This window comes from Micromonospora sp. A3M-1-15, from assembly GCF_024213425.1.
Taxonomy (GTDB): Bacteria; Actinomycetota; Actinomycetes; order Mycobacteriales; family Micromonosporaceae; genus Micromonospora; species Micromonospora chersina.
In genome coordinates, this window is record NZ_JANAVK010000009.1 from 92809 (window position 1) to 118872 (window position 26064).

Below are 26064 nucleotides of genomic sequence, written 5' to 3' on the forward strand. Positions count from 1 at the left end.
ATGAGCATCCGCGTCTACCGCAACGCCGCCATCCACACGGGAGACAGCGGCAACCCGCTGGCCACGGCCATGGCCGTGGACGGCGACCACCTGCTGGCCGTCGGCGGAGAGGCGCAGGTACGCGAGGCGGCGGGCCGGGGCGCGGAGCTGATCGACCTGGACGGCGCCGCGGTGCTTCCCGGGCTCTACGACGCCCACATCCACACCGCCCAGTACGCGCAGAGCCTGGGCGCCGTGGACCTGCGCGGCGTGCGCGGCCTGGACGAGGCCCTGTCGACGGTGGCCGCGCACGCGGCGCGGCTGCGGCCTGGCGCCTGGCTGTTCGGCGGCCGGTGGAACAGCAACGCCTGGGACCCGCCGGCGCAGCCGGACCGGTACGCGCTGGACACGGTCTGCCCCGAGCTGCCGGTCGTGCTGCCCAGCGTGGACGGCCACACGGTGTGGGCCAACTCCGCGGCGCTGCGACTGGCCGGGATCGACGCGAGCACCCCCGACCCGGCGGGCGGCGAGATCGTCCGGGACGCCGACGGCGAGCCGACCGGCATCCTCCGCGAGACGGCCTCGGACCCGCTGCGCGACCTCATGGTCTCCCCCGATCTGCGCGAGCTGCTGAAGGCCGGGCAGGAGGAGCTGCTCGCGCTCGGCCTGACCAGCGTGCACGACATCGACGGCGAGGACTGCCGGGCCGCCTACCTGGCCCTGCGCGACGCCGGCGAGCTCAAGCTGCGCGTCCACAAGGCGATCCCCATGGGTCACCTGGAGGCGGCCATCGCCGAGGGCCGCCGGACCGGGCAGGGCGACGACTGGTTCCGCACCGGGCCCGTGAAGATCTTCAGCGACGGAGCGCTCGGCTCGCACACCTGCCACATGAGCCGGTCCTTCGCCGGCGAGCAGGGCAACGTGGGCATCGCGGTCACCCCGTACGAGGAACTGGTCAGGCTGTTCGCCCGGGCCGCGGGAGCCGGCATCGCGGTGGCCACGCACGCCATCGGCGACCGCGCGAACCACCTGGTCATCGACGCCTACGAGGCGGTCGGGCGTACGCCGGGGCTGCGGCACCGCATCGAGCACGCGCAGCACCTGCGGCCCGCCGACCTGGCCCGCATGGCCGGCCTGGGCATCGCCGCCTCGATGCAGCCGGTGCACTGCACCAGCGACATCGACCTCGTCGACTCCCTGCTGGCCGGCCACGACCTGGCCTCCTACGCCTGGCGCGGGATGCTGGACGCCGGCGTCCCGCTGGCGTTCGGCTCCGACGCCCCCGTCGAGAGCCCCGACCCCTTCGCCGCGCTGTACGCCGCGGTGACCCGTGCCCGTCCCGACGGCACCCCCGCCGGCGGCTGGCAGCCGGAGCAGCGGCTGAGCATGGCCGAGGCCGTCAGCGCCCACACCGTGGGCGCTGCCCGCGCCGCCGGCGAGGACGACCGCAAGGGCGTCCTCGCGCCCGGCAAGCTCGCCGACTTCATCGCGGTGGACACCGACCCCTACCGCGAATCGCCGGAGGCGGTGCTGCGTACCAGGGTAATGACGACCGTGGTCGGCGGCGAGATCCGCTGGCAACGGACGTAGCCACGCCGCGGCACCCGGTCAGCGGCCCAGGGCAAGATCCGCCACCTCGGTGGCGCACCCCCAGCACAGGGTGACCCCCGCCCCACCGTGGCCGTACGCGTGCACGAGCCGGCCGCCGCGCGGGCCCGCCGGGTCCGGGTCCACCTCGACCCGCGGGCCGCCGTGCCGCGCCGGCCGCAGCCCGATCCGCTCGCCGAGCACGGGCGCGCCGGCCAGCTCCGGCACCAGCGCCACACAGCGGGCCCGGATGGCCGCCGCCGTGTCCGGGTCGGGCCGGGTGTCCCCCACCCCCGGCTCGTACGTGCCACCGAGCACGACGTCGTGCCGGCGCGGGTGCACGTACGTGATCCCGGCCGGGTCGTCCTCGTCGCGCACCGACACGGTCAGGCCCGGGTTCGCCACCAGCACCACGTGCCCGCGTGCCGGGTGCACGGCCGGGTCGGCGGCGAGCCGGCCGGCGGCCAGGCCGGTGGCGTTGACGGCGGTCGGGGCGATGTCGAACGCGTCGGCGAGCCGCCCCACCGGGTGGCGCAACACCCGCCCGCCGCCGGCCTCCAGCCGCTGCCGCAGCCAGGCCAGGTAGGGCGTCATCTCCACCGTCGGCGCGGTGAACCTCAGCACCGCCGTGTACGGGGGCGCCAGCGGCTCGGCCACCACGCTCCCGCACGCCTCCGCCCACCACAGCGGGCCGTCGTACGGGTGGCGCAGCAGCATCCGGGTCGGCCGGTCGACCACCCCCGGCACGCCGTCCGCCGCCTGGCGGCTCAGCTCCGTGTGGGTCTCCCGCGCCCAGCGCAGCACCCGCGGGTCCTGGTCGGTGTGGCTCGGATACCAGACCGCCGCGGCCACCGTGGACACCGTGTCCGCCGGGTCGTGGGCGGTCAGCACCGTCACCCGCGCGCCCCGCCGCTGGAGCGTGAGGGCCGCCGTCATCCCGACGATCCCACCGCCGACCACCACCACGTCCGGCCCTGCCGTCGTCGTCCGCACACGTGCCAGTGTCCGACGTGCTTCCTACCCCCGACAAGATCGCGGGCCAGGCAGATCAGTCGAGCACCTGCACGGTGTCGCCGACGCTGACCGTACGACCGTCGCCCGGCCCGGCCCGCACCGTCAGCTGAAGACCGAAAAGGAGCTTCTGGCCGACCCTCCGCCGCGCGGCGAGCATCCACAGCGGCTCCCGCCCCCGCTCCCCCGTCTCCTGGTCGATCGTCGCCACCAGACAGCGCCCACACTCGCCGACGCCGTGGAAAACGGCCCCGCCGATGCTGATCCGCCGGCCGACCCACTCGCCCTCGGCCCACGGGGCGGCGCCGCTGACCACCACGTTGGGGCGGAACCGGTCCATCGGCAGCGGCCCCTCGGTGCTGCCCGACTCCAGCAGCCAGCCGTTGAACGCGTCCAGCGACGCGGCGTTGGCCAGCAGCAGCGGGCTGCCGTCGGCGAAGCTCAGCTCGGCGCCGGAGCCGGCCGGAACCGGCCAGGGAACGCGGTTGCCGGTGGGGTCACCGAGCCAGACCAGCCGGGCCGTGCGCCCCAACAGCCGCCTGAGCCAGTCGTCGGCCTCCGGGCCTGCGGCGCGTACCGGTGCCGGCGGGCGCCCCCGGAACACCCTGACCTGGATCTCCTCGCCGCCGGTCGGATCGGCCAGATCCAGCTGGGCCAGACCCGGCGCGTCCAGGGTCAGCCCACCCGGCCGGGACACCGCCCGCACCGTCACCAGCTCCCGGTGCTGGCGCTGGGTCAGGCCGATCCCCTGCTCGTCCACGATCAGCCAGCGCCGGTCACCGTCCAGGCCCCACGGCTCGACCCGTGCCGTGTCGCGGTCCGTCCGGCGGCACCCCTTCACGGGGTACGTGTGAATCGACGCGACTCGCATCCCGCCAGGATCACACGACCCGACTGCGGACGGAAGCGGGCCGAGTACCCGACGTCGCCGCCCTTGCCCGACTGCGGTGGCCGCCGCGGCGCTGGTAGCGTGCGTCTGCATTCCAGCCAGCCCACAGCGGCGGAGTGTTTAGGAGCAACGCGTGGTCGTGATCCTCCCCGAGGTTTCCCGCACCCTCAACGAGTACCTGCTCGTGCCGAACCTCACCACCGAGGACTGCACCCCGGACAACGTCGACCTGTCCGCCCCCGTCGTGCGGCACCCGGTCGGCGGGACCTCCCCGATACGCATCGCCGTGCCGCTCGTCAGCGCGATCATGCAAGCGGTCTCCTCGCCCCGGCTCGCCATCGCGCTCGCGCAGACCGGCGGGCTGAGCTTCATCCACCAGAACCAGACCGTCGAGGCGCAGGCCGGGTCCGTCAGCGCGGTGAAACGCCACAAGGCGGGCTTCCGGCACTCCGACATCAACACGAAGCCGTCCGCAACGCTCGGCGAGGTCAGCCGCCTGCTCAAGGCCGCCGAGCGGGACGTCGCGGTCGTCACCGACGACGGCACTTCCAGCGGCCTGTTCGTCGGCCTGATCTCCACGGCCGACTTCCATCCCCATCGTCACGACCTCAACGACACGGTCGAGTCCCGGATGCGCCCGGCCGGCGGTCTGGTGACCGCGCCGCCAACGATCTCGCTGTCCGACGCGAACACCCTCATCTGGGACCACCGCCTCGACCTGCTGCCGATCGTCACCGCCGACGGCCACCTCGCCTCGATCGTGCTGCGCCGGGACTACGAGCTGCACAAGCAGTTCCGCAACGAATCCATCGACGGCGACAAGCGGTTCCGGGTCGGCGCCGGGATCAACACCCGCGACTACCGCGACCGGATCCCCGCCCTCGTCGAGGCCGGCGCGGACGTGCTGTGCATCGACTCCTCCGACGGCTACTCCGTCTGGCAGCAGAAGACGTTGCAGTACGCCGTCGACCAGTGCAACGGCGCTGTCCCCGTCGGCGCGGGGAATGTCGTCGACGGCCGCGGATTCCGCTACCTCGCCGATGCCGGCGCCGCGTTCGTCAAGGTCGGTATCGGCGGCGGGTCAATCTGCATCACCCGCGACCAGAAGGGCATCGGGCGGGGGCAGGCATCCGCGCTCATCGACGTGGTCGCCGAACGCGACCGCTACGCGGACGAGACCGGCATCTACGTGCCGATCTGCTGCGACGGCGGTCTCCTCGCCGACTACCACATGGCGATCGCGCTCGCCCTCGGCGCCGACTTCATCATGCTCGGGCGCTACTTCGCCCGATTCGACGAGAGCCCCTCCAACCTCGTCAACCTCGACGGGCAGATGTTCAAGGAGTACTGGGGTGAGGGCTCCCAGCGGGCCCGGAACGTCGCCCGCTACGACCAGGGCGAGACCGAGCTGCCGTTCGAGGAAGGCGTCGACGGCTACGTCCCGTACGCCGGCAGCCTCTACCCCAACATCGCCCGTACGGTCGCGAAACTGCGCGCCACCATGGTCAGCTGCGGCGCCGTCACGCTGCCGGACTTCCACCGCGACGCGACGCTCGTCCAGGTGTCGCAGCAGAGCTACGAACAGAATGGCGCCGAAGTGCGGTTGCGCAGCGGCTCGGGCGGCAGCGGACAGTAGACGGCCGCTGCGTCATCCTCCCAAGGGCAGGCACATCACAGGCTGTCGAGGCTGACCTCGTGCATCGTCCCGTCCGGGCCCATCCGGAACAGCCGCGGTGGGCCCATGAGCCGTCGTGCCTCCGCGTACTCGGCTTCCCGCGCAGCCTGTTCCGCGCCGGATGGGTCGGTCACGCGGAACCCGTGCAGGTGAACGGCTTCCGTGTCGATGTCGTCCGGATGGGGGTGGCCCTCGATGACGAAGCCGAACAACGCCCGCAGGGCCTCCTCACCCAGCTCAAGAGGGTGGAACGGCAACGGGTACGGCCCCGGGCTGGGCCAGCCCGGTACAAGTTCGACCGGATGCTCGCCCGCCCAGTACGGCAGCTCGAAGTCGTACGGCTCGCCGATGTTCTCCTGGATGCCGGCGTCCGGCGTCAGGCTCAGCGACCTGACGAGCTCGCCGTCCTCCCACACCGCGAAACCGAGCCAGTCCACCGTCGAGTGCATCCCGTGCATGACGATCCGCCGGCCCGCACCCGCCCGGCGCAGGTGTTCCGGCAGCTCGGACGGCCGATCCAGCATCAACCGCCGGTCGCAGTACAGCTCCACCCCGGCCAGCTTCGTGGCGTACGTGATGTCGTCCGGCGGGTACACGTCCTCGAACAGCGAGCCGTCGTCGACGGCCTCCACGACGTGGCCCGGGTGGACCTGACGTACCAGCGCCTCGGTCTCGGATCGCTCCGCGCGCGACGCGCCGAGCAACGCAGGACGGATGTCGCCATCGGCGAACGCCAGCAGGGCCGTCTTCGCGCCCACGTCGCACCTCCCGGTCTTCAGCTGCGGACAAGCGCCCGCACACTACCGGCCAGCCGGCGGGTGCGCCGGACCGCTCGCCGGTTCAGACGATCCGGTCGAGGAACTGACGGACGAACCCGAGGATGTCGCCCCGGGTGAAATCCAGCTCGCCGTGGCCGCCATCGGTGGTCAAGGCGTGGACCCGATGTCCGGCGCGGCACAGCGCGGCGGCGAGGTCGAGGCTCTGCGTCGGCGGCACTGCCGTGTCGTCGAGGCCGTGCAGGAGCAGCACGGGAGTAGCCCCACCGACGTGGGTGGTCACCGTGCAGTCACGGGTGGCCGCGTCACCGGGCGCCGGCACGTGTCCGAGCAGCCGGTGCCAGGGGTTGCCTTCGGCCCGTGCGCGAGGCCAGTCCTCGGCCAGCGGATCGATCGGAGGCTCGAAGGCCATGACGGCGTCCACATCGCCCGGACGGTCGATGCCGCGCAGTCCGAGGTGCAGCGCCAGGTGGCCGCCGGAGGAGTCGCCGGCCACGATGAACGGCACCCCCGCCACCCGGGCGGCACGCGCCGCGGCCCGCACGTCGTCGAGCTGTGCCGGCCAGAGCGCTTCGCCACTGAGCCGGTACTGCGCGGGAACGACGTGCAGTCCGAGCCGCTCCAGCCATGACACGTCAGAGGTCTCACGCGAGTACCAGCCGCCTCCGTGCAGCCAGAGAACCACCGCTTCGCGCGTCATGATCGTTGATCATAAGAGGCGCCGCTGAGGCAGGGTCACCCGGCGAGACGGCCGGCTACGACAAGAGGGCACATCCATCGACTGGATGCGCTTTGAGCTGGGGGTCGGGACGCCGGAATGGAATCGACGACCCCTTGGCCCCCCGGGACGTTGGGTCAAGAGTTGCTGCGCGCCACGCACTCGCCGGGTTGTCTTGGACCATAAATGGTTCGCGGTGACTGCACTCGCGCTGATCGCGTGGTCCCCGCATGGTCCCTACGCATCAGCTATGGCCGCTCTCTCTGAAGGCATGATCCTGCGCGTTGCTACGAAGACGATCATGTGAGGCGTCGAGGGCGGCCATTCTCGCCGTCCCCCTACTCGGCTGACCGGTGCTCGCTTCGGGAACGAGATGACCAACGAGTGTCTTCCACTACCCCCAGAGTGAGCGCCCCCGCGACGAACGCCATGCCTGCACCGGCTCCAAGTCCTGGAAGCTTGACGAGCCCCCCGAGCTTGCCGCCCACCGAGCCCGCGACGATCAATACAACCGGCCACAGCCACGGCGTCGCATCCGCGAGGCGTCGAGTCGTCCTGCGCAGGCGCGGCCAATGATCAAGGATCCTCACATCGAGGACAATACTGATCGCGCGTACGGCTGATGCTACAAGTCCCGCTGACATGGCATGGTTGTCGAAATGACGCTTTCGTAGGTGCGGAGGAGGAAGCCAGGATGTCCTCGCCGGGCTCTATCCCGCCTGGCTTTACCCCGCAGGGTGGGCTTGTTCTCCAGTGTCCTCACTGCCGTGGGGGAGCGCGAAGCGTAGAAGGCGCCCTGTACGGATGTAGCAGCGGGCACCAGTTTCGGGGCGGCCGCTGTGACGACTGTGGCGCCCCAGCGGTGGAAGAGGTGTCCCGCCGGTGGACGTGTACGGAGCCAACCTGCGAGCAGTATCGGCCCTAGTGACGGTGAGCCATGGCCGGAGGCGGCGAGTCCTCAATGTCCGGAGTCATGTCCGTCGGCCGCTACTTCGTGGTCGTGAGCCTAGTGCCGTCAACCGTCTTCGCCGCATATCTCCTACTGCTCTCAAGGACTGGCACTTGGGGCTCCGACGAGGTAGACCTTGCGCTCGCATTCCGGTCAGTTGATCTCAAAGCAATCGCAGGACTCGGCGTGCTAAGCGTGACCCTGGCCGTGGCTCTGCATCCTCTTCAGTTCGCCTTGATTCAAGCACTAGAGGGCTACTGGGGGCTGTCGTGGTTGGGCCGCTGGCTTGCTGTGGCCGGCGTAATGCGCCACCGCCGGCTTGCGCAGCGGTTGCTTGCGCGAAACATGGACGACGACCTTGCGGCTAGACCTAGGCCCGACCAACCACCCTGGGCGCGGAGCTGGCAGGCGAATCGATCACAGGTGTCGTATGTGTGGTCAAGCAGGGAAGCAAGCCGGTTGTACAACGCGTATCCTCATCAGGCCGAAGATGTGATGCCGACTCGTCTCGGTAACGTCTTGCGGCGGTACGAGATGCTGGCCGGCAGCATGTACGGCACCGATGCGATCACCTTCGTTCCGCGCTTGCTGCAAGTCGCAGATCAGAGGGATGTGGACTACGTCAGGAACCAACGGATGCAACTCGAGCTCGCGATACGCAGCTGCGTGCTCGGGCTGGTGGCGACCGCGGTCACCGTCATCGCCATGTGGACCGATGGTTGGCATCTACTTCTAGCGCTCGCCCCATACCTCGTGGCATTCCTCTCCTACCGTGGCGCCGTGGTTCTGGCGCACGAGTATGGCACGGCCCTTGCGGTTGTAATCGAACTCAACCGCTTCAGCCTCTACGAACGTCTGCGCCTGCCGGTTCCGAGAAATCTCTCAGGAGAACGCCGAACGGCCGCGCAGCTAACCAAACTCATGCGCTTGGACGGATTCGAGGTAACCAACCGGTACCGCGAAGCACGACTCAGTTTCGTTCATCCGCCACCGCCGAACGCACCTCCACCGCCCATGCAAACTCCCCCAGAGACAGACCGGGAAGGGCGGCGTAGCGAAGCCTGAGCCATCTGGTCATGACGCCAGGCCGTTGACCCGTGGCTTTGGCCGGGGCTAGCTCCACCGGCTACAGGGCCAGCTGCTGTACCGGCCACTAGGACGGAGGCACTCGACGCTCCCGCTGCCGGCGATCTGCGCCACCGCGCTGCAGCACTCCCAAGCGGCAACATGAGGCAGCCAGGGAGAGAACCGGAGAGGTCTCGCACGGCACCGGCATCGTCGTCACGACCCGCTACGGGTTGCCGGTTGAGCCGCGGAACTTCAACCGCTCCTACGACAGCCGCATCGCCCGCGCGGGCGTCCCGAAGATCACGGTCCACGACGCCCGGCGCACCTGCGGTTCCCTGCTGGTCGACCTGGACGTGCATCCCCGGGTCGCCATGGCGATCCTGAGACACGCCGACTTCTCGATCACGAAGGAGATCTACAGCCAGGTCTAGTCCAAGGCGAGCCGGGAGGCCCTACGGAAGCTCGGTCAGAGCCTCGATCAATGAGCCGTTGCTGTACTCCACTGCTTTACAAGATCAGAAAAGGCCATCCGGAGATTCCCGAATGGCCTTTGACCTGCGTCGGGACGGCCGGATTCGAACCGACGACCCCTTGACCCCCAGTCAAGTGCGCTACCAAACTGCGCCACGTCCCGATGCCCCCGCGCGGTGTTCCCCGCGGCAGCCGGTACAGCTTAGCGCAAGATCCTCAGCCCTGCGCACAGGCCCCACCGGGTGCCACGCCGCACTCCCCCTAGAGCGTCCTAGGAAAGAAGCCGCCGGGGATTGGACCCCGGCGGCTTCTTCCGGGACGGCTCAGCCGTGGGCCTTGCCCCGGCCGCCCGGGCCGAGCTTCTTACGCGGGCGGACCGAGATGTCGATCGGGGTGCCCTCGAAGCCGAACTCCTCGCGGAGCTTGCGCTCCACGAAGCGCTGGTAGCCGGCGTCGAGCGGGCCGGTGGTGAACAGCACGAAGCGCGGCGGGGACACGCCGGCCTGGGTGGCGAAGAGGATGCGCGGGGCCCGGCCGCCGCGCACCGGGTGCGGGGTGGCCTGGACCAGGGCGGTGAGCCACTGGTTGAGCTGCGCCGTCGGGATGCGGGTCTCCCAGCTGGCCAGGGCCTTGCGCAGCGCCGGGGCGAGCTTGTCGACCGCCCGGCCGGTCTTCGCCGACAGGTTCAGCCGGATCGCCCAGGGGATGCGGCGCAGCTCCCGGTCGATCTCCTTGTCGAGGTAGTAGCGGCGGTCGCCGTCGACCAGGTCCCACTTGTTGAAGGCGATCACCAGGGCCCGGCCGGCCTCGACCACCATGGTGAGGACGCGCTGGTCCTGCTCGCTGATCACCTCGCTGGAGTCGAGCAGCACCACGGCCACCTCGGCCGCCTCGATCGCCGAGGCGGTGCGCAGGCTGGCGTAGTACTCGGTGCCGCTGGCCTTGCCGACCCGCTTGCGCAGGCCGGCGGTGTCGACCAGCTGCCAGGTCTCGCCGCCGATCTCCACGAGACTGTCGACCGGGTCGACGGTGGTGCCGGCGACCGCGTCGACCACCGCCCGATCCTCGCCCGAGAAGCGGTTGAGCAGGCTGGACTTGCCGACGTTGGGGCGACCGACCAGGGCGACGCGGCGCGGGCCGCGCGGGCGGTTCTCCACGATCTTCGGCGCCTCGGGCAGCGCCGCCATGATGGCGTCGAGCAGGTCGCCGGAGCCGCGGCCGTGCAGCGCGGAGACCGGGAACGGCTCACCGAGGCCGAGCGACCACAGCGCGGTCGACTCCATCTCGATGGCCGTGTTGTCGGCCTTGTTGGCCACCAGGATCACCGGCTTGGCGCTGCGCCGCAGCATCTTCACGGCGGCCTCGTCCACATCGGTCGAGCCGACCATGGCGTCGACCACGAAGAGCACCACGTCGGCGGTGACGACGGCCGTCTCGGCCTGGGCGGCGATGGCCGCGGCCCGGTCCTTGGCGTCCGGCTCCCAGCCGCCGGTGTCCACCACGGTGAACGCCCGGCCGTTCCACTGCGCGTCGTACGGCACCCGGTCCCGGGTCACGCCGGGGATGTCCTCGACGACCGCCTGCCGGCGGCCAATGATGCGGTTGACCAGTGTGGACTTGCCCACGTTGGGGCGGCCGACCACGGCCACCACCGGCTGCGGGCCGGTCGGCTCGCCGGGCTCGAGCTCCGGCTCGCGCAGCTCGACCCAGCCTCCGAATTCGTCGCTCACGCCACACCCCGCTCGGTGAGCAGCGCGCGCAGCCGGTCGACGACCTCGTCGATGCCCAGCTCGGTGGTGTCCAGCACGACCGCGTCGGCGGCCTGCTGGAGCGGGTTGACCTTGCGGGTCGAGTCCAGCTTGTCCCGGCGGGCCAGGTCGGCGGCGGTCGCCGAGACGTCGGCGGCGTCCTCGGCGCTGCGCCGCTGGGCGCGGGCCGCCTCGGACGCGGTCAGGTAGACCTTCAGGTCGGCGTCGGGCGCCACCACGGAACCGATGTCGCGACCCTCGACCACGATCCGGCCGGCGTCGGCGATCAGCTGCCGCTGCCGGGCGACCAGCAGCTCGCGGACGGCGCCCACGGCGGCCACCGCGGAGACCGCGCCGGTCACCTCGGGGCCGCGGATCTCCGTGGCCACGTCGACGCCGTCGGCGGTCACGCCGTACCCCTGGGGGTCGGTGCCGATGCGCAGGTCGACCTCGCCGGCGACCTTGGCCACCGACTCGATATCGGTCAGGTCGACGCCGGAGCGCAGCACCGCCCAGGTGAGCGCCCGGTACATGGCGCCGGTGTCGAGGTAGCGGGCGCCCAGGCTGACCGCGAGCCGCCGCGACACGGTGGACTTACCCGAACCGGACGGCCCGTCCACAGCGACCACGCAGCGCCCGGCCCGTACGTTTTCCTCCACCGTTGTCCTCCTCAGCCCGTACCTCGCGGGTCGCCGGTGTCTCCGGCGCCGTTGAGCGGTTGTCCTGTCGTCAATCATCCCGCGCCGCGCGGGGTGGCCGCACGGGACGCCGCCGGGGGCGTCCCACGCCACCCGCCGGCCCGCGGGCCGCGTCGAAGCCTACCGGGAGCGGTACCCGATCGGCCGGGTCAGTCACCCACCGCCTTGAACAGGGCGGCGACCTCCGCGTTGGTCAGCCGCCGCAGCCGCCCGGTGCGCAGGTCGCCGAGCTTGATCGGACCGATCGAGGTACGGATCAGCCGGGACACCGGGTGTCCCACCTCGGCCATCAGACGCCGGACGATGTGCTTGCGCCCCTCGTGCAGGCTCAGCTCCACCTGGGCGGTTTTGCCCAGGGTGCCCACCACTCTGAAGGAGTCGACCTTCACCGGCCCGTCCTCCAGCTCGACGCCGGCCGTCAGCCGCTTGCTCAGGTTGCGCGGGATCGGCCCGGCCACCTCGGCGAGGTAGGTCTTGAGCACCTCGTACGACGGGTGCATGAGCTTGTGGGCCAGGGTGCCGTCGTTGGTGAGCAGCAGCAGGCCCTCGCTGTCCGCGTCGAGCCGCCCGACGTGGTAGACCCGCTGCTCCAGCCGCGCGCCGATGAAGTCGGCGAGCTCGGTGCGGCCCTTCTCGTCGGCCATGGTGGTGACCACCCCGCGCGGCTTGTTCATCGCCACGTAGACCAGGCGGACGTCGGCCTGGAGCCGCTCGCCGTCGACGTGGATGACGTCGCGCGCCGGGTCGGCCTTGTCGCCGAGCTGGGCGACCCGGCCGTTGACGGTGACCCGGCGCCGGAAGATCAGGTCCTCGCAGGCGCGCCGCGAACCCACCCCCGCGGCGGCGAGCACCTTCTGGAGGCGCTCGGCGCCCTCGTACACGGGAGCGTCGGGCTTCGGGGCACGGTCATCGCGTCGCATCGGCAAGCTCTTCTACGTCGTCGGGGAGGAAGGGGGCCAGGGGCGGCAGGTCGTCCACCGAGTTCAGCCCCAGCTTCTCCAGGAACATCGTGGTGGTCCGGTAGAGGAACGCCCCACTGTCGGCCTCGGTGCCGCACTCCTCGACCAGGCCCCGGGAGACCAGGGTACGGATCACGCCGTCGCAGTTGACACCCCGGATCGCGGAGATCCGCGACCGGGTCACCGGCTGCTTGTAGGCGATCACCGCGAGGGTCTCCAGCGCGGCCTGGGTCAGCCGCACCGACTGGCCCTCCAGCACGAACCGCTCGACGTAGGTCGCGTATTCCGGGCGGGTGTAGAGACGCCAACCACCCGCGGCCCGGCGCAGCTCGAAGCCGTGCCCCGCGGTCGTGTAGCCGGCGGCGATCTCGTCGAGCATCGGGCCGATCCGCTCCGGGGACTGCTCCAGCACCTGGGCCAGGGTCAGCTCGCTGACCGGCTGGTCCACCACCAGCAGGATGGCCTCCAGGGCGCCGCGCAGCTCGGCGTCGTCGAGCACGGGCGCGGGCTCCGGCGGCGGCGTGGGCCGCCGCCGTCCCCGCTTCCCGGGTACGCCGACGCCGCCCTCCCCCTCCGGCTCGCCGGCGTCGGCCCCGGCCGGGGCGTCGAGGTCGATCACCTCGCCGGCGCGCGGGGTCGCCGCGGCCGGCTCCCCCGCTCCGGGGGCCGCATCCGGCCCGGCCGTCGGCTCCGTCGCGCTCTCCCCCACCGGATCGTGGAGGGTTTCCGTTCGAGACGAACGGTCAGCGTCCAAGATCTCCGGCTCGGCGAGCGACTCGGGCTCGGCGGGCGGCTCGTCGGGGCCCTCGGGCTTCGGTGGGGTGGGGCGTTCCCACGGGGGGATCCAGGCGGCGGCCTGGTCGGCCAGCGAGTCGCGGCGTTCCTCGTCGCTCATCGGGTCACTCCTGCGGGGTTGCCGGGGTCGTCCGCCGCCGGGGCGGGCGGGGTGGCCGGCTCCGGGTTGCCGGCGTACTCGTCGATGGTCAGCTCGGTGCCGCCGTCGGCGGAGCCGGTCCAGCGCACGGTCAGCTCCTCCAGCGCCTGCTCCTGGACGAAGGCCACGAGGCCCTGCCGGTAGAGCTCCAGCAGCGCCAGGAAGCGGGCCACCACCTCCAGGGTGATCTCGCAGTCGGCGCAGAGCAGCGAGAAGCTGGCGGTGCCGGCGCGGCGCAGCCGCTCGGAGATGATCTCGGCGTGCTCCCGGACGCTGACCCGGACCATGTGCACGTGCGCGATGGACACCTCGGGCACCGGCTTCGGGGTCATCGCCTTGAGCGCCAGTTTGAGCAGCCGCTCCGGGCCGATGCCGAGCACCAGGTCGGGCAGCGCCTCGGCGTACCGGGGTTCCAGGGTGACCGCGCGCGGGTAGCGCCGCCCGCCGACCGACTCCAGCTCGGCGATGTGCGCCGCCGCCTCCTTGTACGCCTTGTACTGCAGCAGCCGGGCGAAGAGCAGGTCCCGGGCCTCCAGCAGGGCCAGGTCCTCCTCGTCCTCCACCTCGGCGGCGGGCAGCAGCCGGGCCGCCTTGAGGTCCAACAGGGTAGCGGCGACCAGCAGGAACTCGCTGGTCTCGTCCAGGTCCCACTGGTCGCCCATGGCCCGCAGGTACGCGATGAACTCGTCGGTGACCTTGTGCAGGGCCACCTCGGTGACGTCCAGCTTGTGCTTGCTGATGAGCTGGAGCAGCAGGTCGAACGGGCCGGTGAAGTTGTCCAGCCGGACGGTGAAGCCGCTGGTCTCCTCGACGGCGGCCGGGGCGGCGGGCACCACGCCGTCGACCTCGGCGGCCAGCTCTGCGGCGGCCACCGGATCGGCGGCGCCGTGCGGCGGGTCGAGGGGCGGTGCGGTCACCGGCAAACCGTAGTCCACGACCCGGGCACCCGGCGGACGGCCTACCGCTCCGCCTGGGCGGCGATCACCTCGCGGGCGAGCTGGCGGTAGTTGCGCGCGCCCGAGGAGGCCGGGTCGAGGGTGGTGATCGGGGCGCCGGCCACCGTCGACTCGGGGAACTTGACGGTCTTGGTGATCACCGTCTGGTAGACCTTGTCGCCGAACGCCTCCACCACCCGCTGGAGCACCTGGCGGCAGTGGGTGGTGCGGCTGTCGTACATGGTGGCGAGGATGCCCTCGAGCTCAAGGTCGAAGTTGAGGCGCTCGCGCACCTTGTCGATGGTGTCCAGCAGCAGCGCGACACCACGCAGGCTGAAGAACTCGCACTCCAGCGGGATGAGCACGCCGTGCGCCACGGTCAGCGCGTTGATCGCCAGCAGGCCCAGCGAGGGCTGGCAGTCGATCAGGATGAAGTCGTACTCCTTGCGGACCGTGCGGAGCACCCGCGCCAGGGCCATCTCCCGGGCGACCTCGTTGACCAGCTGGATCTCGGCGGCGGAGAGGTCGATGTTGGCCGGCAGCAGGTGCAGCCCGGCCACGTCCGTCTTGATGAGGACGTCCTCGGCGGTGACGTCGTCCTGCATGAGCAGGTTGTAGACCGACAGGTCGAGGTTGTGCGGGTTGACGCCGAGGCCCACGGAGAGGGCGCCCTGCGGGTCGAAGTCGACGAGCAGCACCTTGCGGCCGTACTCGGCGAGCGCGGCGCCCAGGTTGATGGTGGTCGTGGTCTTGCCGACGCCACCCTTCTGGTTGGCCATCGCGATGATCCGCGCCGGGCCGTGCCGGTCGGTCGGCATCGGCTCCGGGATCGGCTTGCGCATGGTGTACGCGGCCGGGTCGGCGGGGCCGAGGTCGGCGCCGAGCGTCGCCTGCTGCTCACGGAGCTCCGACGTCCAGGTCTCGGCACGGTCACCGTTTCCTGCCATGTCCTCGTTGCCCCCTCCCGACGACCACCCGGCGTCGGAGCCGTCCGACGTCCCTCGCGGCGCCGCTGCGCACCCCCGGTCCGTCACCCCTGGAGGCCCGCGCCGATGCCGACTGTACGCCACGTGCCAGCAGCGCGTTCGGTAGCGGGTCGGCGTGTCGGGGGCGGGTGGTCGGCCGGGACGCTGTTTCGTTCGCGACTGCGGGGCGCGCAACCCCGGCCCACTCCTCGCGCTCAGCCGCGCGCCCGTGGGTGGGCGGTCGCGTAGACCTCCCGCAGCCGCTCCACGGTGACCAACGTGTACACCTGGGTGGTGGTCACCGAGGCGTGGCCGAGCAGTTCCTGCACGACCCGCACGTCGGCCCCGCCGTCGAGCAGGTGGGTGGCGTACGAGTGGCGCAGGGTGTGCGGGGAGACCGCGTCGGGCCCGTCGACCGGCAGGCCGGCCCGTCCGGCCGCGGCGCGCAGCACGGTCCAGGCGCCCTGCCGGGTGAGCGGTCCGCCGCGGGCGTTGACGAAGACCGCCGGGGTGCCCCGGCCCGCGGCGAGCAGCGCCGGGCGGCCCCGGACCAGCCACGCGCGCAGCGCCTCGGCCGCGTACCCGCCGACCGGCACGAGCCTGGTCTTGCCGCCCTTGCCGTGCAGCAGCACGGTCCCGGCGTCGAGGTCGAGGTCGTCCACGACCGCGCCGACCGCCTCGGAGATGCGCGCGCCGGTGCCGTACAGGAATTCCAGCAGCGCCCGGTCGCGCAGGGCGCGGGGCGCGTCCTCGCCGGTGGCGGCGACCGGGCCGGCGGTCTCCAGCAGCCGGACCACGGCGTCGACCGGCAGCGCCCGGGGCAACCGGCGCGGCGGGGTGGGCGGGCGGACGTCGCGGCTGGGGTCGGCGCCGGCCGTACCCTCGCGCAGCGCGAAGCGGTGCAGGCCGCGCACGGCGCTGGCCGCGCGGGCGGCGGAGGAGACGGCGAGCGGCGGGTGGTCGGCGTCGCCGGCGCGCAGGCGGGCCAGGTGCGCCTCGATCTCGGCGGGCCCGACGGCGGCCAGGTCGGTCACCCCGGCGGCGGCCAGGGTGGACAGGTAGCGGTCCAGGTCCCGGCGGTACGAGGCGAGGGTGTTCGTGGACAGTCCCCGCTCGACGGTGAGGTGGTCCAGGTAGCCCCGGACGGCACGGCGCAGGGCCGGCGCGGGCTCGACGCCCGCACCGGCCCCTTCGACCGTGGAGTCGGTCAGCCCAGCACCTTCGCCAGCGGCAGCGTCTCCATGCCGTGTGCCTCGGCGACCGGGCCGTAGACGACCTGACCGGCGTGCGTGTTCAGGCCGAGCGCCAGCGCCGGGTCGTTGCGCAGCGCCTGCTGCCAGCCCTGGTTGGCCAGTTCGAGGGCGTACGGCAGGGTGACGTTGGTCAGCGCGTAGGTGCTGGTGTTCGGCACCGCGCCGGGCATGTTCGCCACGCAGTAGAAGATCGAGTCGTGCACCTTGTAGACCGGGTCGGCGTGCGTGGTCGGACGCGAGTCCTCGAAGCAGCCGCCCTGGTCGATGGCGATGTCGACGAGCACGCTGCCCGGCTTCATCCGGGAGACCAGCTCGTTGGAGATGAGCTTCGGGGCCTTCGCGCCCGGCACCAGCACCGCGCCGATGACCAGGTCGGCGTCGAGCACGGCCCGCTCGATCTCGTACGCGTTGGAGGCGACGGTCTGCAGGTGGCCCCGGTAGATGGCGTCGGCCTGGCGCAGCCGGGCGACGTTCTTGTCCAGCAGCAGCACCTCGGACTGCAGGCCGAGCGCGATGGCGGCGGCGTTCAGGCCGGAGACGCCGGCGCCGATGACCACGGTCTTGGCCGCGTACACGCCGGAGACGCCGCCGGGCAGCACGCCCCGGCCGCCGCCGGTGCGCATCATGTAGAAGGCGCCCACCTGCGGGGCGAGCCGGCCGGCCACCTCGGACATCGGGGCGAGCAGCGGCAGCGAGCGGTCGGGCATCTCGACGGTCTCGTACGCGATGCCGGTGACCTTGCGGTCCAGCAGCGCGTCGGTGCACTCCTTCGAGGCGGCCAGGTGCAGGTAGGTGAAGAGCACCTGCCCCTCGCGCATCCGGTGGTACTCCTCGGCGATCGGCTCCTTGACCTTGAGCACCAGCTCGGCGGTGTCCCAGACCTCGTCGGCGGTGGCCAGGATCTTCGCGCCGGCGGCGGCGAACTCGTCGTCGGTGATGCTGGAGCCGACGCCCGCGCCGGACTCGACGAAGACCTCGTGGCCGTGGCGGGTGAACTCGTTGACGCCCGCGGGCGTGATCGCCACGCGGTACTCGTGGTTCTTGACCTCGCGTGGGATTCCGACCTTCACGATGCAGACACCTTCCTCGGGGCAGCTCACCCCCGACTGCGCGGCGCCGCGACGGCCCCTTTGCCGACGCGGTCCACCGGTCCCGCCGGCGGCAGTCTAGGCGCGTGGGAACCCCACGGAGGCCAACACAGTGACATCCGGTGCCCGGTCGTGCTGACGGTGTGTCAGGCATCGACCGGGCTGGGCGGTGGAGACCGCCTCAGCCGTCAGGACAATGTTCGGTAAATATCCTTCCACCGTATGGGCGTCGGTGCGGACAGGACGCCAGTCGATCACTAAGGTGTCCGCTCATGACCACTCCTCCTTACCAGCAGTACCCGCAGGGCGTCTCGGACAAGAGCAAGGTCGTCGCGGGCATCCTGGGCATCCTGCTCGGCTTCTTCGGCGCCGGGCGCTTCTACATGGGCGACACCAAGACTGGCGTGCTCCAGCTCGTGGTGAGCGTCGTGACCTGCGGCGCCGGCGCCCTGTGGGGCACCATCGACGGCATCCTGATCCTGGTCAACGGTGGCGTTGACGGGCAGGGCCGCCCGCTGCGCGACTGATCGTCGACAGCGGAAAGGGGCCGCGCGGTGTACGCACCGCGCGGCCCCTTCGTCGTCCGTACCGGTCAGCGGGGCAGCGGAGCCTCCGCGCGGCGCAGCTCCGCGAACCCGGTCTCCCGGGCGCGGGCGGCGGCGAGCAGCCCGGCCACGCAGGAGGCGTTGGTGATCTCGCCGGCCAGGACCATCCGGACCGCCTCGTCGAGGTCGACCCGGACCACCTGGAGGTCGGCCTCCTCGTCGCGCCGGTCGTGGCGCTCCCCGGCGGGCACGTCGGCGAGGTCGCGGGCCAGGAAGACCCGGACCACCTCGTTGCTGAACCCGGGCGAGCTGTGCAGGTCGACCAGGACGTCCATGCTGCCGGCGGTCAGGTCGGCCTCCTCGGCCAGCTCCCGGGCCGCCGCGGCGGCCAGGTCCTCGCCCCGGACGTCCATCAGCCCGGCCGGCAGCTCCCACAGGTGCCGGCCCACCGGGTGCCGGTACTGCCGGATGAGCACCACCTGGCCGGCGTCGTCGAGCGCCACCACGGCCACCGCGCCGACGTGCGTCACGTAGTCGCGGGTGGCCGTGCCCCCGCCCGGCATGGTCACGTCGTCGCTGACCACCGAGAAGATCCGGCCCGACCAGATCTCCCGGTGCCCGGTCACCTCGTACCGGTGCTCGACGGCGCTCACGCCACCGACTCGCTTCGCTCGACGGCGGCGCGAGGCGCCGCGCTGCTGAGCCGAATGGTTCGCTCGCTCCGCTCGCTCACGACGCGGACGCCGCCTTCGCCGCCGCCGCGCCGCCGTTGCGGGCCGCCTTCTTCGCCGCGGCGGCCTCCGCCGGGGCGTCCAGGTCGACCGGGAGCTGGTCGGCCTCGGAGTACGCCACGGCCGCCTTCACGAACGCGGCGAAGAGCGGGTGCGGCCGGGTCGGCCGGCTCTTCAGCTCGGGGTGCGCCTGGGTGGCCACGAAGAACGGGTGCAGGTCCCGGTCCAGCTCGACGAACTCGACCAGCCGGCCGTCCGGCGAGGTGCCGGAGATGGTGAGGCCGGCCTTGGTGAGCTGGTCGCGGTAGGCGTTGTTCACCTCGTACCGGTGCCGGTGCCGCTCGCTGACCTCGGTGCTGCCGTACGCCTCGGCGACCAGCGAGCCCTCGGCCAGCTTCGCCGGGTACGCGCCGAGCCGCATGGTGCCGCCGAGGTCGCCCTTGCCGGCGACGATGTCCTCCTGGTCGGCCATGGTGGCGATGACCGGGTGGGTGGCCTCCTCGTCGAACTCCAGGGAGTTCGCCCCGTCCAGGCCGGCCAGGTGGCGGGCCACCTCGATGGTCATGCACTGCAGGCCGAGGCAGAGGCCGAGCAGCGGGACGCCGTTCTCCCGGGCGTACCGGGCGGTGCCGATCTTGCCCTCGATGCCCCGGACGCCGAAGCCGCCGGGAATCACGATGCCGTCGACGCCGGCCAGGGCGGCCGCCGCGCCGGCCGGGGTGCCGCAGTCGTCGCTGGGCACCCAGCGCAGCTGCACCCGGGCCCGGTGGCCGAAGCCGGCGGCCCGGATGGCCTCGCTGACCGACAGGTAGGCGTCGGGCAGGTCGACGTACTTGCCGACCAGCGCCACGGTCACCGTGTGGCGCGGCTGGTGCACCCGGTCGAGCAGGTCGTCCCAGCGGGTCCAGTCCACGTCCCGGAAGGAGAGGCCGAGCCGGCGCACCACGTACGCGTCGAGGCCCTCGCGGTGCAGCACCTTCGGGATGTCGTAGATGCTCGGCGCGTCCGGGGCGGCGGTGACCGCCTCCCGGTCGACGTCGCAGTAGAGCGAGAGCTTCTCCTTGACCTTGTCCGGGATCTCCCGGTCGCAGCGCAGCACCAGGGCGTCCGGCTGGATGCCGATGCTGCGCAGCTGGGCCACCGAGTGCTGGGTCGGCTTGGTCTTCAGCTCGCCGGACGGCGCCAGGTAGGGCACCAGCGACACGTGCAGGTAGAAGCAGTTGTCCCGGCCCAGGTCGTGCCGGACCTGGCGGATCGCCTCCAGGAACGGCAGCGACTCGATGTCGCCGACCGTGCCGCCGACCTCGGTGATCACCACGTCGGGGACCTGGCCGTCGGCGTCCGGGTCGGCCATGCCGAGGATCCGCGCCTTGATCTCGTTGGTGATGTGCGGGATGACCTGGACGGTGTCGCCCAGGTACTCGCCGCGCCGCTCCTTGGCGATCACCGCCGAGTAGATCTGCCCGGTGGTGACGTTCGCCTTGCCGGACAGGTCCCGGTCGAGGAACCGCTCGTAGTGGCCGACGTCGAGGTCGGTCTCGGCGCCGTCCTCGGTGACGAAGACCTCGCCGTGCTGGAACGGGTTCATCGTCCCGGGGTCGACGTTGAGGTACGGGTCGAGCTTCTGCATCACCACGCGCAGCCCGCGCGCGCTGAGCAGGTTGCCGAGGCTGGAGGCGGTGAGGCCCTTACCCAGCGAGGAGGCGACGCCCCCGGTGACGAAAATGTGCCTGGTCGTCCGTGCTGAAGGGGCCAAGGCCTGCTCCCGTGTCGTCCGTAGCGGTCGTGCGAACCGCCGTGCCGATCAGCCAAGTGATCACGCGATCCACGGGATTCCACGGTAACACCTCCCCGGCCCCGCAGCGGTGCCGCACCCACCGTCGGCGCACGTGAAGCCGTATCCGGCTCAGCCGGCGGGCACCTCGGTCGATGCCGGACCCGGCTGGGCCGGCACCCGGGGCGCCCGGCCGGCGGCCGCGTCCGGCGCCGGCGTGCCCCGGCCGGGCTCCGCCGGCGTGCCCTCCGGGGCGTCGGCCGCGTCGGGGTCGGGCCGGGCGGCGCGGCCCGCGCCGGTGGCCCCGGCCGCGCGTCCACCGCTGGGCCCTTCGCCCGTGGGGCCGTCGGGCGGTGTCGCCCCGCCCTCGTCGCCCGGACGGCCGCTGCCGGGCTGGGTGCGGTCGGTGGAGTGGTCGAGCACCCGCAGGGCCGCGAGGGCCGCCATGGGCACCACCAGGGCCCCCGCCGCCCCGGCCACGTCCAGGGCCGAGCCGCCCAGCAGGCCACCGAGGCCGGCGGCCACCCCGGTGCCGGCCATCGCCGCCCGGATCGCCGGGTAGATGCCGAACAGCCGCATGAGCCCGCCCCACGGCTGGAGCAGGGCGAACCAGACCAGCGCGGCGCCGGCCAGGGCCAGCACGGTGAGCGGGCTGTTCACCAGGGTCTGGAAGTTGGCGGCGCTGGACCGATGCACGGTGAGCCCGCCGGTGCCGTCGCCGAGGGCGGCGAGGAACCGGCCCAGGCTGCCCCGCTCGGCCTCCGGCCGGCCCGCGTCCACCACGGCGAAACCGATGGTGACCGCCAGCCCGGCCATGGTCGCCCAGGCCAGCCGGCTCACGGTCAGCCAGCCGCCGGAGCAGATCGCGGCGGCGACGCTCACCCCGGCGGTGAGCGCGATCGCGCCGATCGAGTCGGCGCCCAGGTAGGGGCTGCCCACGATCACCACGGCGGCACCGCCGACCGCGACCATCACCATGGGGCGCCACGCCCGGCGGACCCGCTGGGCCAGCCAGCCGCCGCAGAGCAGCGAACCGGCGATGAACACGCCCAGCCCGACGGTGCCCAGGCCGGCGTACCGGCCGCCCTCCAGGGCGGAGTAGCCGACCACGCCGTTGAGCTGCAACCGGGAGCCGGTGAGCACGTCCACCCCGACCACCAGGGTGGCCAGGCCGGCCACCGCGCCGAGGGGCCCGAGGGTGCGCTCGTGGCCGGGGCTGAACCGGACCGCGGCGGTGCCACCCACGACCAGCAGGGCGGTCACCGAGGCGAACCACCAGCCGGCGTGCTGCCCCCGCCACCAGGGCACGGCGTCGGCGAGCAGGGCGGCCGGCACGGCGAGCGCGGCGCCGATCAACAGCAGTTCCACCACGGCCACCACCCGCCGGGACACCGGCTCGGGCCCGTGCGGGCCGGCGTGCCGGCGGGCCCGGCGCAGCAGCGGCAGCACCGCCACGGCGAGGGCCACCTGCGCGGCGGCCAGCAGGGTGAAGAACCAGCCGGCGACCCGGCGCTGGGCGGCGGCCTCCCGATCCGCGTCGGCCGGCGCGTCGATCGCGGCCCGCAGGTCGTCGGGGCGCCCGTCGACCGACAGGGCGGGCCGGCCGAGGAAGAGCCGCTCGGGCATCGGCCGGCCGAGGGCCGCCAGCGCGGTGGGGGCCAGGTCGACCAGTTGCAGGTAGCCCTCGCGGGCGGTGCTCGGCGAGGTCAGCCAGCCCCGCTCCCAGCCCGGCCCGTCGGCCACCGCGACGTGCAGCCGCGCCGGCGTGTCGGTGTCCGACACCCCGGCGACCAGGACCAGCGAGCGCGGCGGCCGGGCGGCGAGCACCCGGGCGAGCTGGGCGTCCACCTGGCGGGCCTGGGCGGCCCGGCTGGCCGGGTCCTCCCCGTCGACGGTGCCCAGGTCGACGATGCTCAGCACGCAGGAGCCGAGCAGCTTCGCCGGGTCGGCGGGGAGCACCGGCGCGTACCGGTCGACCCGGCCGAACGGGCGGGCCGCGGCCACCGCGGCGCCCGGCCCAACCGCCACCGAGCAACGCACCGACTCGGCGAGCGCCCCCGGGGTGGCCCCCCACGAGAGCCGGTCCTGGTTGTACGCGACCACGCCCTCCTGGTCCGGCAGGTTCGCGCCGATCCCGTCGGGCTGCTCGACGCTCACCCCGGTGGCCGGGCAGCCCCCGTCCGACCGGCTGCCGTTCCAGGCGGCGAAGTTGCCGGCGCCCAGCGTCAGCCACCCGTCGACGGGGCATGTGGGCCGGTGCGCGGAGCGTACCGAGAGGGAGCCGATGGAGCCCTGCTCGGCCATCCGCCACAGCGTGGGGGTGGTCTGCGGGTCGACGTCCTCCCAGCGCAGCCCGGCCGCGCCGGCCAGCACCACGAAGTCGGCGTTGCGCTCGGCGGCGCCGTTGTCCGGGCGGGCGGCCAGCGCCGTGATACCGAGCACCACCACGGCCAGGGTCAGCAGCACCGGGGTCAGTCTGCGCAGCATCACCGGTTCCCCGTCGAGTGCTCGGGCGTCAGCTCGGCGTAGAGGTCGAGCAGGCCGCCCGTGGTGTCCGCCTCGGTCGGCCAGGTCGCGGCCCGGGCGGCGCCCCGGCGGCCCAGCTCGGCCCGGCGGGTCTCGTCGTCCAGCAGCTCGCGCACCGCGGCGTCGACGGCGTCCACGTCACCGGCGGGGACCAGCACGGCGGCGTCGCCGACCAGCTCCGGCAGGCCGCCGACGGCGGTCGCCACCAGCGGTACGCCGGCCCCCAGCGCCTCCTGGGCGAAGAGCTGGCGGGCCTCCCAGTCGCTGGTCACCACGGCCAGGTCGGCGCCGGCCAGCAGGTCGGCCACGTCGGTGCGGTGCCCGAGCAGGGTCACCGGCGCCCGGGCGGCGGAGATCCGCGCGGCGAGCGGCAGGTACGCGGGCCCGCTGCCGGCGATCACCACGAGCGGCGCGGGTTGCCGGGACCGCCACCGGGCGGCGGCGTCGACCAGGATGTCGTACCGCTTCTGCGGGTGCAGCCGGCCCACCGAGAGGATCAGCGGGCGGTCGGCGCCGACCCCGAACTCGGCGCGCACGGCGGCCCGGCGGCGGCGCGGCGCGGGCAGCGCCGGCGCGGCGACCGGGGCGAGGCGGGCGTCGGCGGCGCCGAGCGCGGCGGCCCGGTCGACCAGGTCGGCGGAGGCGCCCAGGGCGACCCGGACGTTGCGGGCGACGATCCGCTCGGCGAGCCGGGACAGCCCGCCGCGCAGCCCGCCGGCCAGCACGGCGTTGTGCCAGGTGACCACGAGCGGGGCGGCCGGGCGGGCAAGGACGGCGACCAGGCCGGCCCGCAGCCCGTGCGCGTGCACCACGTCGACAGTCGTGTCGGCGAGGGCCCGGCGCAGCGCGGCGACGGCCCGCGCGTCGGCCGGGGTGGGGCTGGCCGGGATCTCCACCGGCGTGAACCGGGCGCCGGCCCCGGTGAAGTCGAACTGGTCCTGGGTGGCGGCCGGGCCGCAGACCAGCACGGACGCGCCGGCCTCGGTGAGGCCCCGGGCGATCGAGCGGATGTGCTGCCCCACCCCGCCGGTGCTGGAGGCGAGCACCAGGGCGACCGAGCCGGGCCACCGGGGCGTCGACGAGGCGTCCGTCATGAGGAAACGGTCTCCTTTCCGTCGCCCCGCTCCCCGGGGTGCTGGTCCGCCTGCGGGCCGTCGCCCCCGCCGGGCGGGCGGCGCCGGCCGAGCCGGCGGGTCACGGCCGCGAGCAGCGGCCGGAGGTCGCGGGCGTCGGTCAGCCAGGCGACGGCGAGGAACAGGGCGCCGACCACGACCCCGGACAGCATGCCCTGCGCGAGGGCCTCCGCCGTCGTCGGGGTCCCGCCGGTGAGCCCGGCGAGTCCGCGGGCGGTGGCCGCGCCGCCGAGCGCGGCGACCACCGCGGCGAGCAGGCCGGCGGCACCGGCCCGCCCGACACCGGCCAGGGCGGCGGGCCCGGCGGAGCGCCGCACGGCGGCGATCAGCAGCCCGCCGAGGAGCAGCATGCCGGCGGAGGTGGCCAGGGTCACCGCGAGCACCCGGTCCGCGAGGGGCAGCAGGCGCCCGAGCAGCAGGGCCAGCGCCGGCACGCTGAGCCAGCCGAGCGCGGTGGCGACGGTGGCCGACCGGGTCTCCCCGCGCGCGTAGAGGGCCCGGGTGAGCACCGCGAACAGGCCGTAGCCGAGCAGGCCGGGGGCGAAGCCCGCGATGCCCGCCGCGGCCGTGCCCGCGTCCGCGGGGTCGAAGAAGAAGTGCCCGACCGGGACGGCCGTGCCGGCCAGCGCCGCGGCTCCGAGCAGGCTGAACAGCACCACCCCGCGGACCGCCGGCGCGAGCGTCTCCCGGTAGGCCCGCTCGTCGCCGGCCGCCCGGGACGCCACCAGGGTCGGGTACGCGGCCACCGCGACCGGCACGGCCAGCACCGCCCAGGGCAGGAAGTAGATCGTCTGGGCCAGGTTGTAGACGCCGACGTCGGCGGTCCGGCCGTAGGTGACCTGGTTGAGCGCGACGACCAGGGCGATCTGCTGGGCGGCGACGGTGACCACCCCGGCCACGGCCAGCCCGCCGACCCGGGCCCGGGCGTCGGCGGGGAACCGGAAGCCGGGACGTGGCCGCAGCCCGAGCCGGCGCAGCGGGATGAGCAGGGACAGCGACAGCACCACCACGCCGAGCGTGGTGCCGCCGGAGAGCAGCAGCTCGCCGCCCCGACCCACCTCGGCGACGCGGGCCAGCCGCCCCTCGGCGGCCGTGAAACCGAGGTAGATCACGATCACGGTGACGCTGGACAGCAGCGGGGCGATCACCGGCCAGGCGAACCGCCGGTGCGCCTGGAGCACGCCGGTGAGCACGATGCCGACGCCGTAGAGCGGCAACTGGGGGGCGAAGACCCGCAGCATCCGCGCCCCGGCCTCCTGCTGGGCGGCGTCCAGGCCATGGCCGAGCAGCCCCATCAGCGGGTCGGCGAGCAGCGCCACCAGCAGCGCGAGCGGCACCAGCAGGCTGAGGGTCCAGGTGAGCAGCGCCCCGGTGGTGGCGGCCACCGCCCGCCGCTCCCCCGCCTCGACGGCGCCGGCCAGCAGCGGTACGACGAGGCTGGCCAGCGCCCCACCGGCGACGATCTCGAAGATGAAGTTCGGGACGTAGTTGGCCACCAGGTACGCGCCCCCGAGGTCGGTGGGGGCGAGCGTCCAGGTGAAGACGGCGGTGCGGCCGAAGCCGGCGAGGCGGCTGACCACGGTGAGGACGGCGATGAGGGCGGCCGCCCCGGCCACGCGGCCGGCGACGGCGACGGGTGCCGGTTTCGTCAC

At 73.2% G+C, this 26064-nt stretch carries 22 protein-coding genes and 1 tRNA gene; 5 read left to right on the forward strand and 18 right to left on the reverse strand.

Features of this window, described 5'->3' with window-relative positions; genetic code table 11:
* Complete coding sequence (locus tag NLX85_RS32075) at positions 1-1569, forward strand: amidohydrolase (RefSeq protein ID WP_254341540.1); 1569 nt, start codon at positions 1-3, stop codon at positions 1567-1569.
* Between the two features lie 18 nt (positions 1570-1587).
* On the opposite strand, the gene NLX85_RS32080 is transcribed toward NLX85_RS32075, so the two are convergent.
* Together NLX85_RS32080 and NLX85_RS32085 are read right to left on the reverse strand one after the other, a co-directional pair.
* The gene (locus NLX85_RS32080) at positions 1588-2559 is read right to left on the reverse strand and encodes an FAD-dependent oxidoreductase (protein WP_254341541.1); all 972 of its coding nucleotides are present in this window, start codon (positions 2557-2559) and stop codon (positions 1588-1590) included.
* Between the two features lie 55 nt (positions 2560-2614).
* Entirely contained in the window at positions 2615-3448 is an 834-nt protein-coding gene (locus tag NLX85_RS32085) for an MOSC domain-containing protein (RefSeq protein WP_254341543.1), read from the reverse strand.
* Between the two features lie 151 nt (positions 3449-3599).
* Between NLX85_RS32085 and NLX85_RS32090 the strand changes: the two genes are divergently transcribed.
* Complete coding sequence (locus NLX85_RS32090; protein ID WP_254341545.1) at positions 3600-5102, forward strand: IMP dehydrogenase; 1503 nt, start codon at positions 3600-3602, stop codon at positions 5100-5102.
* A gap of 35 nt (positions 5103-5137) precedes the next feature.
* Here NLX85_RS32090 and NLX85_RS32095 read toward each other — a convergent pair whose 3' ends face one another.
* The gene (locus tag NLX85_RS32095) at positions 5138-5899 is read right to left on the reverse strand and encodes a hypothetical protein (RefSeq protein ID WP_254341546.1); all 762 of its coding nucleotides are present in this window, start codon (positions 5897-5899) and stop codon (positions 5138-5140) included.
* Positions 5900-5981: 82 nt separating this feature from the next.
* Entirely contained in the window at positions 5982-6617 is a 636-nt protein-coding gene (locus tag NLX85_RS32100) for an alpha/beta hydrolase (protein ID WP_254341548.1), read from the reverse strand.
* 1162 nt (positions 6618-7779) lie between these two features.
* On the opposite strand from NLX85_RS32100, the gene NLX85_RS32105 reads away from it, so the two are divergent.
* Both NLX85_RS32105 and NLX85_RS32110 read left to right on the forward strand, forming a co-directional pair.
* Positions 7780-8649, forward strand: a complete 870-nt coding sequence (locus NLX85_RS32105; protein ID WP_254341550.1) for a hypothetical protein — start codon at positions 7780-7782, stop codon at positions 8647-8649.
* A 233-nt stretch (positions 8650-8882) separates the two neighbouring features.
* Entirely contained in the window at positions 8883-9083 is a 201-nt protein-coding gene (locus NLX85_RS32110) for a hypothetical protein (protein WP_254341552.1), read from the forward strand.
* A 129-nt stretch (positions 9084-9212) separates the two neighbouring features.
* Here the strand turns inward: NLX85_RS32110 and NLX85_RS32115 are convergent.
* The 9 genes from NLX85_RS32115 to ald all read right to left on the reverse strand — a co-directional run bounded on the left by NLX85_RS32115 (position 9213) and on the right by ald (position 17685).
* A tRNA-Pro gene (locus NLX85_RS32115) sits at positions 9213-9286 on the reverse strand.
* Positions 9287-9446: 160 nt separating this feature from the next.
* The gene (gene der / locus NLX85_RS32120; protein WP_374628757.1) at positions 9447-10853 is read right to left on the reverse strand and encodes a ribosome biogenesis GTPase Der; all 1407 of its coding nucleotides are present in this window, start codon (positions 10851-10853) and stop codon (positions 9447-9449) included.
* On the reverse strand, positions 10850-11530 hold the full coding sequence (gene cmk, locus NLX85_RS32125; RefSeq protein WP_254341553.1) for a (d)CMP kinase: 681 nt from the start codon (positions 11528-11530) through the stop codon (positions 10850-10852). Before cmk ends, der begins: the two co-directional genes overlap by 4 nt.
* 188 nt (positions 11531-11718) lie before the next feature.
* Positions 11719-12489, reverse strand: coding sequence for a pseudouridine synthase (locus NLX85_RS32130; RefSeq protein WP_254341554.1), 771 nt, complete (start codon positions 12487-12489; stop codon positions 11719-11721).
* Entirely contained in the window at positions 12476-13423 is a 948-nt protein-coding gene (gene scpB / locus NLX85_RS32135; RefSeq protein ID WP_254341555.1) for an SMC-Scp complex subunit ScpB, read from the reverse strand. The genes NLX85_RS32130 and scpB overlap by 14 nt, the downstream gene beginning before the upstream one ends.
* Positions 13420-14379 carry a ScpA family protein gene (locus NLX85_RS32140; RefSeq protein WP_254341556.1) on the reverse strand — a complete coding sequence of 320 codons (960 nt, stop codon included), beginning with the start codon at positions 14377-14379 and terminating at the stop codon, positions 13420-13422. The genes scpB and NLX85_RS32140 overlap by 4 nt, the downstream gene beginning before the upstream one ends.
* 41 nt (positions 14380-14420) lie before the next feature.
* Positions 14421-15344, reverse strand: a complete 924-nt coding sequence (locus NLX85_RS32145; RefSeq protein WP_254341557.1) for a ParA family protein — start codon at positions 15342-15344, stop codon at positions 14421-14423.
* A gap of 233 nt (positions 15345-15577) precedes the next feature.
* Entirely contained in the window at positions 15578-16573 is a 996-nt protein-coding gene (locus NLX85_RS32150) for a site-specific tyrosine recombinase XerD (RefSeq protein ID WP_254341592.1), read from the reverse strand.
* Positions 16570-17685, reverse strand: a complete 1116-nt coding sequence (gene ald, locus NLX85_RS32155; protein ID WP_254341558.1) for an alanine dehydrogenase — start codon at positions 17683-17685, stop codon at positions 16570-16572. Before ald ends, NLX85_RS32150 begins: the two co-directional genes overlap by 4 nt.
* A gap of 227 nt (positions 17686-17912) precedes the next feature.
* On the opposite strand from ald, the gene NLX85_RS32160 reads away from it, so the two are divergent.
* Entirely contained in the window at positions 17913-18230 is a 318-nt protein-coding gene (locus NLX85_RS32160) for a TM2 domain-containing protein (protein ID WP_308210894.1), read from the forward strand.
* A 65-nt stretch (positions 18231-18295) separates the two neighbouring features.
* Here the strand turns inward: NLX85_RS32160 and NLX85_RS32165 are convergent, their stop codons facing one another.
* The 5 genes from NLX85_RS32165 to murJ form a co-directional block, all read right to left on the reverse strand.
* Positions 18296-18901, reverse strand: a complete 606-nt coding sequence (locus tag NLX85_RS32165; RefSeq protein WP_254341560.1) for an NUDIX domain-containing protein — start codon at positions 18899-18901, stop codon at positions 18296-18298.
* Positions 18902-18977: 76 nt separating this feature from the next.
* The gene (locus tag NLX85_RS32170; RefSeq protein WP_254341562.1) at positions 18978-20735 is read right to left on the reverse strand and encodes a CTP synthase; all 1758 of its coding nucleotides are present in this window, start codon (positions 20733-20735) and stop codon (positions 18978-18980) included.
* Positions 20736-20885: 150 nt separating this feature from the next.
* On the reverse strand, positions 20886-23240 hold the full coding sequence (locus NLX85_RS32175; RefSeq protein WP_254341564.1) for a hypothetical protein: 2355 nt from the start codon (positions 23238-23240) through the stop codon (positions 20886-20888).
* Positions 23240-24373 (reverse strand): glycosyltransferase family 4 protein, encoded by a 1134-nt coding sequence (locus NLX85_RS32180; RefSeq protein WP_254341565.1) that lies wholly within the window; start codon positions 24371-24373, stop codon positions 23240-23242. Before NLX85_RS32180 ends, NLX85_RS32175 begins: the two co-directional genes overlap by 1 nt.
* On the reverse strand, positions 24370-26064 hold the full coding sequence (gene murJ / locus NLX85_RS32185) for a murein biosynthesis integral membrane protein MurJ (RefSeq protein WP_254341567.1): 1695 nt from the start codon (positions 26062-26064) through the stop codon (positions 24370-24372). The genes NLX85_RS32180 and murJ overlap by 4 nt, the downstream gene beginning before the upstream one ends.

Excerpts from the sequence above, each read along its gene's own strand:
- NLX85_RS32130 (WP_254341554.1), bottom strand. The coding sequence starts at position 12,489 with ATGCGACGCGATGACCGTGCCCCGAAGCCCGACGCTCCCGTGTACGAG.
- NLX85_RS32175 (WP_254341564.1), bottom strand. The coding sequence starts at position 23,240 with ATGCTGCGCAGACTGACCCCGGTGCTGCTGACCCTGGCCGTGGTGGTG.
- NLX85_RS32085 (WP_254341543.1), bottom strand. The coding sequence starts at position 3,448 with ATGCGAGTCGCGTCGATTCACACGTACCCCGTGAAGGGGTGCCGCCGG.
- NLX85_RS32075 (WP_254341540.1), top strand. The coding sequence starts at position 1 with ATGAGCATCCGCGTCTACCGCAACGCCGCCATCCACACGGGAGACAGC.
- NLX85_RS32100 (WP_254341548.1), bottom strand. The coding sequence starts at position 6,617 with ATGACGCGCGAAGCGGTGGTTCTCTGGCTGCACGGAGGCGGCTGGTAC.
- scpB (WP_254341555.1), bottom strand. The coding sequence starts at position 13,423 with ATGAGCGACGAGGAACGCCGCGACTCGCTGGCCGACCAGGCCGCCGCC.
- NLX85_RS32180 (WP_254341565.1), bottom strand. The coding sequence starts at position 24,373 with ATGACGGACGCCTCGTCGACGCCCCGGTGGCCCGGCTCGGTCGCCCTG.
- NLX85_RS32145 (WP_254341557.1), bottom strand. The coding sequence starts at position 15,344 with ATGGCAGGAAACGGTGACCGTGCCGAGACCTGGACGTCGGAGCTCCGT.